This window comes from Halogeometricum sp. CBA1124 (assembly GCF_009741955.1).
Classification (GTDB): Archaea; Halobacteriota; Halobacteria; order Halobacteriales; family Haloferacaceae; genus Halogeometricum; species Halogeometricum rufum.
Map to the genome: position 1 here is coordinate 1 of NZ_WPCD01000114.1, position 11,683 is coordinate 11,683.

The window sequence follows — 11,683 nt, forward strand, 5'->3', positions numbered from 1 at the left end:
TCTCCGCGGCGTCGACGCGCGGGACGGGGGTCGCGGCTTCGTCTTCGTCGGTCGGTGTTCCGTCCGCGCCGGTCGACGCATCGCTCTCGTCGGTCGGCGTCTCGTCCGGCGGTGCATCTCCCCCGGCGGTCGCCGAACCCCCCTCGACCGTCGACGCGGTCGGTTCGCGCGTCGTCATCGGGCCTCGCGGCCGCCGAACCGGAGGTACGACGTCCCGTTCCGGAGGTTGTACAGTTCGACGCCGACGCCGACGACGGCCAGTCCCGCGAGGGCCAGGAGGAAGACGCCCTCGTACAGCGCGACGTACAGGAGGACGAAGACGACCGCCGTGTGGACCGCCGACGCGAGTTCGTACAGCGGGTGTTCGCGGACGGCGTCGAAGACGCTCGCGGCGAAGAAGCCGAGGACGACGACGGCCATCGCGACGAACTCGACCGTGAGCGGTTCGTTGGCCAGTCCCACGAGCGCCGCGAGGATGGCCGCCAACGCGAGGAAGACGGCGAGGCGGGACGCGCTGACTCGATATCGGAGGGTGGAGGGCACGGTTGCGCGTCGTTCGCCGTCGCGGCGGAAATGTATTCTGGTCGAAACGACGCGCCGGGGCCGCGGTGAATCGTCGGCAGGCCCCGGCTACACGCTCGTCCGCGCGGCGGCGGTGACGGTCACCGTCCGCCGGTCCCGTCGCGGAGGACGGTCACCTCGACGTCGTCGCCCGGGCGGGTCTCGAACGCGAGGTGGGCGGCGAACGCCGCGACGGAGGTCACCGTTCGGCCGTCGAGGCCGACGACGACGTCGCCGCCGACGGGGACCTCGCGGCCGTCGACCGCGGCCGTCTCGGAACTCCCGCGGAGTATCCCCGCGGCGGGTCCGCCCGGCGCGACGCGCCTGACGAGCACGCCGGTCACGTCCGTCAGGTCGTTCGCTCGCGCGACTGCGGGGGTCACCTCGACGACAGAGATGCGAAGCGTCGCGTAGCGGTAGTCCCGGCCCGCGGTGAGTTCGGGGACGACGGCTTCGACGAGGGACACGGGGATGCCGAAGTTGACGGCGACGCCCGCCCCCGAGTTGAGGACGCCGATGACCTCGCCCGCCGTCGACAGAATCGGCCCGCCGCTGTTGCCCGGGTTCGCCGTCGCGTCCACCTGTATCGCGCCGGGGATGGACGACCCGGTCGGACTGTCGAGGAAGCGACCCGTCGCGCTGACGACGCCGACCGAGAGGCTGCCGGGCAGGCCGAACGGCGCGCCGATGATGGCGATGTCCTCGCCCACCGACGGCGGGTCCGCGGCGAGCGAGAGTGGCGGCGCGTAGTCGGGCGGGTCCGACGGTTCGAGGACGGCCAGGTCGCCGATGGGGTCGGTGCCGAGCACCGCGGCCGTCCGCCACTCGTCGCGGTCGTAGCGGACGGACACCTCGCTCGCCGACCGGACGACGTGCTCGTTGGTGACGATTCGCCCCGCGTCGTCGACGACCCACCCGGACCCGGTTCTGGTCCCCGCGCTCACCAGCGTCACCGAGTCGCTGGTCCGCTCGTAGAGCCGTTCGAAGACCGACGCCGTCTCCGTCTCGGTCGGCGTGGGCGTCGGTTCCGCCGTTTCGGTCGGCGTCGGCGTCCGCTCGGTCGGCGTCCGTTCGGTCGAGGTCCCGGTCGCCGTCTCTCCGCGGAATCCCCCGGGACAGCCGGCCAGCGCGCTCAGGCCGCCGCACGCGCAGGCGGCGAGCAGTCGGCGTCGCGTCGCGCGCTTCCGACCGTCCGCGGGCGGTCCGGCCGCGTCGCCGTCGTCGGCCACGAGTTCCGCGCGGAGCGTCTGCTCGTCGTACAGCGGAAGCGACAGTTCCGCGGTCACGTTCCGGTGTCGCCCGGCGGCGAGGTAGCTCGACCGCCCGACGGCGTTCCCGTCGGCGTCGCGGACGCGGACGAACCCGCCGTCGGGGAGTTCGGCCTTCGCCACCCGAACCCGCGCCCCGTCCGGCGACTGGTTCTCGAACCGCACGTGCGGGTTCGGCGCGACGAGCGACACTTCCTGTGCGGTCTGCAGGAAGAACGGGTCGCTGTCGCGGACGCCCTCGGTCCAGAGCGTGGCGTTCACGCCGCGGGTCACGCCCTCTAACTCGAACGTCGCCCGGTACTCGCGGTTCCCGTCCACCGTCGCGTCCTCGATGAGGAGGAAGGCGTCAGGCTTCGGCGACCGGAGGCGCACTTCGAGCGTCGTGTTCGGCGCGCGCGTCGTCGTCCCGCGCACGGCGAAGGTGTCGTTCTCCCACGGGTAGTGTACAGAGTCGTTCGCCGGCGACAGCGTCGCCTCCGGCGCGACGAGTTGGAACGTCGTCGTCGCGAGGGCCGTCTCCTCGTCCACCATGCCGTTCTCCGTCGTCAGCGTCAACTGCATCTCGTAGGCGTTCCGCTCGGTCTGGTCGTAGACGGAGAGGTCGGAGGTGTCGAGGACGAAGTAGACGGTGTCCCGTTCGAGGACCGGAAGCACGGTGACGTTCGCCTCGGCGTCCTCGGTGACGACGTACTCCTCCGCGTCGCGGTTCGGCCCCGGCGAGGCCTGCGTGAGGTTCAGCTTCACGCCGTTCGACGCGGCGTCCCCGGACAGTTCCGACGGATTCAGCGCCGTCTCCAGCCCGGACTCGTGGACGCGCATCACGTGGTACTCGCCGCTGGCGAGGCGGTTGCTCGCGGTCATGACGCCCGTGAGTTCGCCCACGTTGGCGTCGCTCTCCGTCCCCGTGGCGGACGCGGGCGGTTCGAAGGAGACGGGCGCGACGAACGACTCCGCGGACGTCTCGCCGCGCGGGACGACGGTGAGCGTCGTCACGGCGCGTTCGTCGCCGCCGACGGAGACGTTCATGAAGTAGTCCGCCGGTTCGACCGGTTTCGACAGGGGGTCCGACACCCACTCGGCGTCGCCGCCCTCGACGAACTCGTCGGCGTCGGCCGCCGTCGTCGCGTACGTGTCGATGGTTATCTCCGAACTCCCGCCGCCGCCGAGGGCGACGCGGACGTTGAACCCGTTGTTCGGGCCACCGATGGTGAGGTTGGCGGGACCGGAGTGCTTCACCGTGAACGTCACTTCGTCGCCGCGGGTGACGGTCACGTTGTCGCCGCCGAACGACCCGGAGGCGTCTTCCTGTGCCGCGAACGTCGGTCCGCGCCCGGGGGCCGTCACCGCCCGTCGCGGGTCGGCGGGTGCGTCGGACGCCGTCCGGTCGGTGGCCGCGACGGAGTCCGTCCGCGCGTCGACCGAGACGGGTCGCGTCTGCTCGTCGGTCTGGAGGGCGAACGCGGGGGCGGGAGCGGCGGCGACGAGCAGCAACACCGCGGCCAACGCCGTGAGAGTGCGTGTCGAATGCATCGGGGGAGCGGCAGTTACCACTCACTACCGAGCATCTCACATAAAAGACTGCGGTCGAGTATTCAGAACTGATAATTTCCCCGTCGAGAGCGGTGCGCAGTCGGGAACTCGGGCGCGCCGAACCGGGTCAGAGCGCGGTCACGAACAGGAGGACGGTGGCGACTGCACCGAGCACCACGAACAGGGCGTTCTCGACGGTGGGCGAGCCAGGTTCGAGCGGTCCGAGTCGGCGGCCGTCGTCGCCGAACTGCGCGCCGAGCGTCGCGTCGTCGTCGGTTTCGGACGGGGTCGCACCCGACGGCTCGGTGGTCGCGGGCTCCGCGGACCGGCCGTTCGCGGCGTCCGCCGACTGGCCGTTCGCGGACCCGGCCGACTGGTCATCGCCGACACCCCGTCGTTCTTCGACGCCGTCGTCGCGGGTATCCATCGACCGGACCTACGCGACGGGCGGCCAAAGGCCTACCGCCGCAGCACGGTCGCTCGGTTCCCGTCCGCGCCTCGCCGCGGTGGCGTCCGACCTATCGGTCGGGGTCGGACTGGTGTTTGATGACGTTACCCTCGTAGACGACGCCGCGTTCGGCGTGGAGCGTCACCTCCGTGCCGGGTTCGACGCTCTCGGGCAGCGGTGCGCCGGATATCATCGGAATGTCGAGTTCGCGGGCGACGAGGGCCGGGTAGCCCGTCATGCCGGGGCGCGCGTCGATGATGCCGCCGAGTTTCTTCGCGTCGCCGTCGAACTCGCCGTCGAACTCCGCGGGGAGGGCGAGCACCGCGCCGTCGGGGACGTCCGAGAGGTCGCCGTCCGGCGAGACGGCCAGCGGACCGGCGACCCGGCCGCCGACGACTTTCCGTCCGGTGGCGATGGCCTCCGCGGCGACGTGGACCTTGAGCATGTTCGTCGTGTTCGTCCCCTCTAGCTCCGTCATCATCCCCGAGAGGACGACGAGGGTGTCGCCCGACTCGGCGCGTCGGCGTCGAGGCGGCGTCGACGGCGTCGTCCATGATGTCGTCGATGCCGTTGCGGTAGGCGGCGTACTTCGGGATGACGCCCCACGAGAGGGCGAGTTGGCGGCGCACCCGGTCGTTCGGCGTCGTGGCGACGACGGGCACGCCGGGGCGGAACTTCGCCGTCTTCCGCGCGGTGTACCCCGACTCGGAGGCGGCGACGATGGCGGTGGCGTTCACGTCGCGCGAGAGGTAGCGGGCGGCGCGGGACAGCGCCTCAGTCCGGGAGTCGTCCTCGGCCGCGGGGACGTGTTGCTCTCTCGTCTCGTCGTACTCCGCGCTGGACTCTATCTGTCGGACGATGCGGTCCATCGTCTGGACGACTCGGACCGGGTTGTCACCGATAGCCGTCTCGCCTGAGAGCATGACCGCGTCCGTTCCGTCGAGGACGGCGTTCGCCACGTCCGACGCCTCCGCGCGGGTCGGCCGCCGCGAGTGGACCATCGAGTCGAGCATCTCCGTCGCGGTGATGACGGGCGTCCCCGTCGCCTGACACCGCCGGATGATGCGCTTCTGGATGATGGGCACCTCTTCGAGTGGCATCTCGACCCCGAGGTCCCCCCGGGCGACCATCACGCCGTACGACGCCTCGATTATCTCCTCCAAGTTCTCGACGCGCCCGCGCGCTCTATCTTCGCGACGACGGGTATGTCAGCGCCGAGGTTCTCGAGTGCGTCGCTGATGGTGTAGACGTCTTCGGCCGAGCGAACGAACGACGCCGCGACGAAGTCCGCGCGCTTCTCGGCGGCGACTTCGAGTTCCCGCCGGTCGCCCTCGGTGATGAGGTCGATGTCGAGTTTGACGCCGGGGAGGTTGACGCCCTTTCGACTGTCGAGTTCGCCGCCCGAGTCGATGCGGGCGACGACGGTGTCGCCCTCGACGCGTTCGACCGTCGCCTCGATGCGGCCGTCGTCGAGGAGGACGGTGTCGCCGGGTTCGGCGGCGGCGATGGAGTAGGAGAGACCGACTTCCTCGGGCGTCGCGTCGTCGCTCTCGACGAATCGGACTTCGCTGCCCGTCGCGAGGTGAATCGGCTCGTCGATGGGTGCGGTTCGCACTTCGGGGCCCTGCAGGTCCACCATCGCGGCGAGGGGTTCCTCGGTGCCGGCGTCGACCGTCCGGATGCGGTCGATGACCTCCGCTCTGTGCTCCGGCGTGCCGTGACTGGCGTTGAGGCGGGCGACGCTCATCCCCGCGTCGGAGAGTGCCCGAATCGTCGATTGGTCGTCGGACGCCGGGCCGAGCGTACAGACGATTTTCGCGTTTCTCATGACACGGACTACAGGCGAACGCGTAAAAAAGCCCGACGATGGACTACTCTCGTGGTAAAAACTACCATCTATAGCGCTCCCTCTACCGCTTCCCGGTTCGCCCCCGCGGCGAGGTTATCTCCGTTCGCCGCCTATCCTCCGCATGGATTCGACGGCACGACGCCGCCCCGCCGGGGGTGAGACGACGACGGGGCGGCCGGAGACGGACGGCGGGAGCACAGACGTGCGCGGCGACGGCGGCGGTATCGTCCCCGCGGACCGGACGCCGACGTGGGCCGAACGGAAGGCGCGGACGACGGGGCTGGCCCGCCTCACGTACGAGTACTTCGAGCGCTCCCGGCGCGAGGACGAGGTCCTGCGACAGGAGTCCGACTACGTCGAACGCGACGTGCTCGCGTTCCCGACGTGGCCGCACGAAATCGTCCGCAACTCCGCCATCGCGAGTTTCTTCGTCGGGATGATCCTGTTCCTCTCGGCGACGCTCCCGCCGCACATCGGTGCGCCCGCGAACCCGAGTTCGACGCCGGCCATCATCCTGCCCGACTGGTACCTCTACTGGTCGTTCGGACTGCTCAAACTCGACCCCATCAACCCCGAGTTGGCCGTCCTCGGCGGGCAGAAACTGATGGCCGACCGGACGTTCGGCGTCGTCGCCAACGCCATCGTCGTCGGCGTCATCGCGTTGGTGCCGTTCCTCAACAAGGGGTCGGCGCGACGACCGGTCGAGGAACCGTTCTGGGCCGCCGTCGGCGTCGGCGGCGTCCTGTTCGCGTTCACCGTCAGTATCCTCGCCATCAAGAACCTCGTTCCCATGAACCCGAACGTCCTGTTCGACCTGACGTTCATCGCGCCCGTCGTCGGCGGCGTCGTCACCTACGCGGTGCTGAAGACGATGCGCGAGGGGTACATGTACGACCTGAACCGCCGGTACTACCGCCTCCGGCCGCCGAGGTGAGCGCCGGACGTCGAACCGCGCCGGGTTCAGTGCTCGGCCATCGACGCCGGAATCCAGTCCGGTCGACGCCCCTCCCAGGAGGCGCGCCACCGGCCGTACTCGTCTTCGGCCTCCAGCGAGGCGACCACCGCTTCGAGGACGACGCGGTCCACGACGTACGCGCCGTCCGTCTCGCCGGTGAACCGCACGTCGAACGAGCCGTCGTTCTGGTCGTGGACGGCGACCCGGTGGATGCCGTCGCGGATGCCCCGGGGAACGTCCGAGACGAACCGGAAGGTGGCCGCGGCGAGGCGCGGCGAGAGCCGAATCGGCGGACCGCGTTCGAGTGCCACGTCGGCGCTCGTGAGACCGAAGTACATCGACGCTCACTCTCTGGGTCGGGGTAAAAATCGTTATGGTCGCCGCGCCTTCGTGGCAACCGCTTGAACGGTCGAGCGGTGTCGACCCCCGGACCGCCGTCCGGCGTCCGGTCGCACCCCGCCATCAGTCTTTAGCGCCGCGCGCGACTCGGCCGAACCGTGCAACACGTCACGGACGACATCGTCGGCAAACACGTCGTCGGGCCGAACGGCGACCGAATCGGCAAAGTGACCGGCGTACAGGACGACGAAGCGATGCTGAAGGGCGAGACCGGACTCTCGGCGGAGATGGAGGACGCGTTTCAGAACGACGACGGCGCGCTCTCGGTCGCCGCCGACCAGATCGTCGAAGTGACCGACGACGAGGTTCGGGTCGCCGTCGAGTCGCGGTAACGGCGCCGTCGCGACGCGTCGCCGTCGCGCGCTTCCTTACTTGACCCGCGTCCCGGGTTCGGCGTCGTCGTGCGTCGTGAGCAGGTCGGCCTGTTCGCCCGCGGCCAGCACCATCCCGTTCGACTCGACGCCGAACAGTTCGGCCTGCTCCAAGTTGGCGACGACGACGACCTTCTTCCCGGGCAGGTCTTCGAGGTCGTGCAGTTGCTTGATGCCCGCGACTATCTGGCGTTCCTCGACGCCGATGTCGACGGTCAGTTTGGCGAGTTTGTCCGCGCCCTCGATACCCTCGGCGTCGAGAATCTCGCCGACGCGCAGGTCGAGTTCTTGGAACTCCTCGAAGCCGATTCGGTCTTCGAGAAGCGGTTCGAGTTCGTCTGTCACGTCCGCTTCGCTCTCGTCGTCGGACTCGTCACTTTCGGTTTCCTCCGCCGTCGCGGCGACGCGCGACTCGAGTTTCTCGTTGAGTTCTTCGACGCGTTCGTCGGCTATCTTGTCGAAGAGTTCCGAGGGTTCGTCGAACGACGCCGCGGGCGCGTCGAGTGCCGCCGCCACGCCCACGTCGTGGACGGTCCCGTCCTCGTTCAGGTCGTCCCAGAGCAGTTCGGCCTTCCCGGGGGCGACCGGTTCGAAGAGGACGGCGACGGCCTTCGCTATCTGGACGCAGTCGCGGATGACCTGTCGCTTCTCCGCGCCGTCGTCGAGTTTCCACGGTTCGTGCTGCTGGATGTACTCGTTGCCGAACTGGGCGAGTCGGACGACTGCGTTGCCGACTTCGCGGACGGAGTAGTCGTTGACGCCCGCGGCGAAGTCGTCGATGGCACCCTCGATGCGGTCGCGCACCTCCTCGGAGAGGTCCGCGTCCGGCGTTCCCTCGTACTCGCGGTGGGCGAACAGCAGCGACCGGTAGAGGAAGTTGCCGACGGTGCCGACGAGTTCGTTGTTCACCCGGTCGCGGAACTTCTCCCACGAGAAGTCGACGTCCTGTTGGAACCCCCCGTTCGTGGCGAGGTAGTAGCGGATGAGCGCGGGGTCGAACCCCTCTTCGAGGTACTCGTCGGCCCAGACGGCGCGGTTGCGCGACGTGGAGAAGCCCTTGCCGTTCAGCGTGATGAACCCCGACGCCATGACGGCGCGCGGTTCGACGTAGCCGGTCGCGCGCAGCATCGCCGGCCAGAAGACGGTGTGGTGCTGGATGATGTCGCGGCCGATGATGTGGACGACGTCGCCGTCCTCACGCCACGCCTCCTCCCAGTCGAACACGTCCGCGCCGACGCGTTCCGTGTACTGCTTGGTCGAAGAGATGTACTCGATGGGCGCGTCGACCCAGACGTAGAGGACCAAATCGTCCTCGTTCTCGCCCGGGTAGTCGATGCCCCAGTCCATGTCGCGAGTGATACACCAGTCCTGCAGTTCGCCCTCGACCCACTCGCGCGGCTGGTTCTGCGCGTTGGAGGTCCCCTCCAGTCGGTCGAGGAACTCCCCGAGATACTCCTGCAGTTCGGAGACGCGGAAGAAGCGGTGGCTCCGGTCGCGGTACTCCGCGGCGTTGCCGGTGATGGTCGAGACGGGCGCTTCTATCTCGCCGGGTTCGAGGTGGCGACCACAGCCCTCGTCGCACTCGTCGCCCCGGGCGTGTTCGCCGCAGTACGGACAGGTGCCCTCCACGTAGCGGTCCGGGAGCCACTGGTCGGCGTCGGGGTCGTAGGCGATGGGTATCTCCTTCTCGTAGACGTAGCCCTCCGCCTCCAGCGTGCGGACTATCTCCTTCGTCAGTTCCGTGTTCGTCTCGTCGTGCGTGTGGCCGTAGTTGTCGAACTCGACGTCGAACTTCGGGAACGTCTCCTGATACGTCTCGTGGTGGCGGAGCGCGAACTCCTCGGGCGTGACGCCCTCCTTCTCGGCGTTGACCGCGACGGGCGTCCCGTGCATGTCCGACCCCGAGACGAACGCCGTCTCCTGGCCGAGTCGTTTCAGCGCGCGACTGTAGATGTCGCCGCCGACGTACGTCCGGAGGTGGCCGATGTGCAGGTCGCCGTTCGCGTACGGCAACCCGCAGGTCACCACCGCCGGGTTCTCCGTGGGGAAGTCTTCGTGGCTCATTATCGTGTCTGGTGGTTCTCGTGGGCGGGACCAAAACCCCGTCGGGAGAGTTCTGACTCGCTTCGCTCGTCTTCGCTCTCCGACGTGTTCGTCCGCGTGCGTCCCGCTGGTTTCGCGACTATCGGCCGGCGCGCGTCGAACCGTAGTTTCACCGGCGCGGACGGCGACTCGTGGGGCCGAGTCGGCGTCGCGCGGCGGGTCCACCCGGCGCTAAAACGGCGGCGTACGCATCGAACGGGACGGGTGGCTCGTCACGCCGGGACGTAGTGCGCGGCGAGGCATAACTCGCTCGGGTCTCACCAGCGTTCTTCCCGCCTCGCGACGAACGTCGCCCATGGACCTCCCACTCGTCGCGTTCGGCACCGCCTCGGTCGTCGTCCTGTTGCTGTTCAGCGCCTTCTTCTCCAGTTCGGAGACGGCGATATTCTCCCTCCCGGTCGCGTGGATAGACGACCGGGCCGCGACCGGGGACCGACGCGCCGTGACGCTGCGACGACTCCGCGAGGACCCGCACCGACTGCTCGTCACCATCCTCGTCGGCAACAACCTGGTGAACGTCGCCATCTCCAGCATCGTCACTGTCCTCCTCGTCGAGCACGTCTCCGCGGGCGTCGCCGTCACCGCCGCGACGCTGGTCGTCGGGTCCGTCGTCCTCGTGTTCGGCGAAATCGTCCCGAAGTCGTTCGGGCTGGGTAACGCGCGGCGCTGGTCGCTCACCGTCGCCCGTCCCGTCTCGCTGGTCGAGCGCAGCATCTCACCGCTCGTGGGGCTGTTCGACGCACTCACGCGCCGACTGACGGCGTGGCTCGGGGGCGAGACGGACATCGAGAAGCCGTACGTCGAGTGAGCGAGGGCCGGCCCGCGGCGACGCGAGTCGACGGCGAATCTCAGAACGTCACTCCGACGCCCGACAGGGTGACGACGGTGAACACCAACCGGCCGACGCTGCCGACGAACGTGGCGAGGGCGAACTTCAGGTAGTCCTCTTCGAGGACGGAGAACGCGTATATCGACAGCGTGTCGGGGAAACCCGGCACGCAGAGCGCGGCGGCCAACCCGGCGTAGCCCCACTTCTGGGCTATCTCGAGCGTCTTCCGCTCGGTCCACTCCATCACGTCGAACCGGGACCGGCGGAGGCGTCGCTCCACGAACCCGGAGCTCTTGGCCTCCTGTCCGATGTGGAACGCGAAGACGCTCCCGGCGGCCTTGCCGACGCCGCTGACGAACATGATGAGGGCGAGGCGGGCGGTGTTGGACAGCCCCAACTCCAGCGGGGCGAACAGGACGATTTCGCTCACGCCGGGGAGGGCGAAGGCGATGAGGAAGGAGTAGACGAAGATGATGGCGAGCCCGAACCACCCCGTCGCCGTCTCGACGGCAGTGGAGAGCCAGCCGAAGTCCGGCCAGATGCTCGGCAGTCCGCCGGACGCGAGGAGTTCGGAGACGCCGCTCGCGAGTACCGGTAACACCGTCGTCGACGAGAGGGCGTCGAGGGCGACGAGCGACACGATATCGGAGTTCCCCCACGGGTCGATGTAAGTCTTGAGATTCGGGACGACGACGAATCGTCGGTCCGCGACGACGAGGGCCGGTCAGCGCACTGCGTCCACGTCGGCGAGGAACGACGAGAGCGCCTCGCGGGTGACGTGCGGCATGCAGACGACGCGGAGGTGGCCCGCGTCGGTGCGCGAGACGCGCCACTCGCGGTCACGAAGCGCCGCGAACAGCGAGTCGGAGACGTCCGCGGCGACCAGCGGCAGTTCGGGGTCGACCACGTCGAACCCGCGCGACCGGAGTTCGCCCGCGAACCACGAGGCGAGGTCGGCGGCGCGTTCGTACTCGCGGCGGTAGCCGTCGGGCCAGAGTTCGTCCATCGCCGCCGCGGCGGAGGCGACGCCCGCACCGCTTCGGGTGCCCGTCAGCGTCGCCTGCGAGGTGGATTCGAGGTACGGCGTCTCGACGGCCAGCGAGTCCAGCCCGCTCCGGTCGCGGAACAGGAGGCCGCCGGCGGGGATGCACGCCTGCCCGCACTTGTGCGGGTCGACGGTGAGCGAGTCGACCGGCGCGTGCGCGAAACTCCACGCGCGGTCGGTGAACGGGAGGAGGAACCCGCCCCACGCGGCGTCGACGTGCAGGAAGGCGCCGGCGTCGTGGGCCACGGCGGCGAGTTCGGGGATGGGGTCCACGCGGCCGAACTCGGTGGTGCCGGCGACGCCGACGACGAGGACGGTGTCGTCG

At 69.3% G+C, this 11,683-nt stretch carries 10 protein-coding genes and 1 pseudogene; 3 read left to right on the forward strand and 8 right to left on the reverse strand.

Annotated elements, in window-relative coordinates; translation table 11 throughout:
* Nucleotides 1-174: 174 nt before the first annotated feature.
* From GJ632_RS13530 to pyk, 4 genes and pseudogenes are all read right to left on the reverse strand, one after another.
* On the reverse strand, nt 175-543 hold the full coding sequence (locus GJ632_RS13530; protein WP_343161180.1) for a hypothetical protein: 369 nt from the start codon (nt 541-543) through the stop codon (nt 175-177).
* A 119-nt stretch (nt 544-662) separates the two neighbouring features.
* Nucleotides 663-3,359, reverse strand: a complete 2,697-nt coding sequence (locus tag GJ632_RS13535; protein ID WP_191453236.1) for a S1C family serine protease — start codon at nt 3,357-3,359, stop codon at nt 663-665.
* Between the two features lie 127 nt (nt 3,360-3,486).
* On the reverse strand, nt 3,487-3,786 hold the full coding sequence (locus GJ632_RS13540; RefSeq protein WP_191453237.1) for a hypothetical protein: 300 nt from the start codon (nt 3,784-3,786) through the stop codon (nt 3,487-3,489).
* A gap of 91 nt (nt 3,787-3,877) precedes the next feature.
* Nucleotides 3,878-5,635 (reverse strand): annotated as a pseudogene (pyk, locus tag GJ632_RS13545) (pyruvate kinase).
* A gap of 142 nt (nt 5,636-5,777) precedes the next feature.
* Here pyk and GJ632_RS13550 point away from each other — a divergent pair.
* Nucleotides 5,778-6,590, forward strand: coding sequence for a cytochrome bc complex cytochrome b subunit (locus GJ632_RS13550; RefSeq protein ID WP_191453238.1), 813 nt, complete (start codon nt 5,778-5,780; stop codon nt 6,588-6,590).
* Between the two features lie 26 nt (nt 6,591-6,616).
* Here the strand turns inward: GJ632_RS13550 and GJ632_RS13555 are convergent, their stop codons facing one another.
* Nucleotides 6,617-6,949 (reverse strand): hypothetical protein, encoded by a 333-nt coding sequence (locus GJ632_RS13555; protein ID WP_089805240.1) that lies wholly within the window; start codon nt 6,947-6,949, stop codon nt 6,617-6,619.
* A gap of 159 nt (nt 6,950-7,108) precedes the next feature.
* Between GJ632_RS13555 and GJ632_RS13560 the strand changes: the two genes are divergently transcribed.
* Nucleotides 7,109-7,342: a hypothetical protein gene (locus GJ632_RS13560; RefSeq protein WP_197427999.1), complete on the forward strand. Its 234-nt coding sequence runs from the start codon at nt 7,109-7,111 to the stop codon at nt 7,340-7,342.
* A gap of 36 nt (nt 7,343-7,378) precedes the next feature.
* Here the strand turns inward: GJ632_RS13560 and metG are convergent, their stop codons facing one another.
* Nucleotides 7,379-9,445, reverse strand: a complete 2,067-nt coding sequence (gene metG / locus GJ632_RS13565; RefSeq protein ID WP_191453239.1) for a methionine--tRNA ligase — start codon at nt 9,443-9,445, stop codon at nt 7,379-7,381.
* A gap of 334 nt (nt 9,446-9,779) precedes the next feature.
* Here metG and GJ632_RS13570 point away from each other — a divergent pair, with 334 nt between their 5' ends.
* Nucleotides 9,780-10,292, forward strand: coding sequence for a CNNM domain-containing protein (locus GJ632_RS13570; RefSeq protein ID WP_089805246.1), 513 nt, complete (start codon nt 9,780-9,782; stop codon nt 10,290-10,292).
* A gap of 40 nt (nt 10,293-10,332) precedes the next feature.
* Here GJ632_RS13570 and GJ632_RS13575 read toward each other — a convergent pair whose 3' ends face one another.
* Together GJ632_RS13575 and GJ632_RS13580 are read right to left on the reverse strand one after the other, a co-directional pair.
* Nucleotides 10,333-10,914, reverse strand: a complete 582-nt coding sequence (locus GJ632_RS13575; protein WP_089807037.1) for a VTT domain-containing protein — start codon at nt 10,912-10,914, stop codon at nt 10,333-10,335.
* Between the two features lie 123 nt (nt 10,915-11,037).
* A partial coding sequence (locus GJ632_RS13580; protein ID WP_231751561.1) for a pyridoxal-dependent decarboxylase occupies nt 11,038-11,683 on the reverse strand: 646 nt, incomplete at its 5' end.

Coding starts and splice junctions, on each gene's coding strand:
- GJ632_RS13535 (WP_191453236.1), bottom strand. CDS start 3,359: ATGCATTCGACACGCACTCTCACGGCGTTGGCCGCGGTGTTGCTGCTC.
- GJ632_RS13540 (WP_191453237.1), bottom strand. CDS start 3,786: ATGGATACCCGCGACGACGGCGTCGAAGAACGACGGGGTGTCGGCGAT.
- GJ632_RS13550 (WP_191453238.1), top strand. CDS start 5,778: ATGGATTCGACGGCACGACGCCGCCCCGCCGGGGGTGAGACGACGACG.
- GJ632_RS13555 (WP_089805240.1), bottom strand. CDS start 6,949: ATGTACTTCGGTCTCACGAGCGCCGACGTGGCACTCGAACGCGGTCCG.
- metG (WP_191453239.1), bottom strand. CDS start 9,445: ATGAGCCACGAAGACTTCCCCACGGAGAACCCGGCGGTGGTGACCTGC.
- GJ632_RS13570 (WP_089805246.1), top strand. CDS start 9,780: ATGGACCTCCCACTCGTCGCGTTCGGCACCGCCTCGGTCGTCGTCCTG.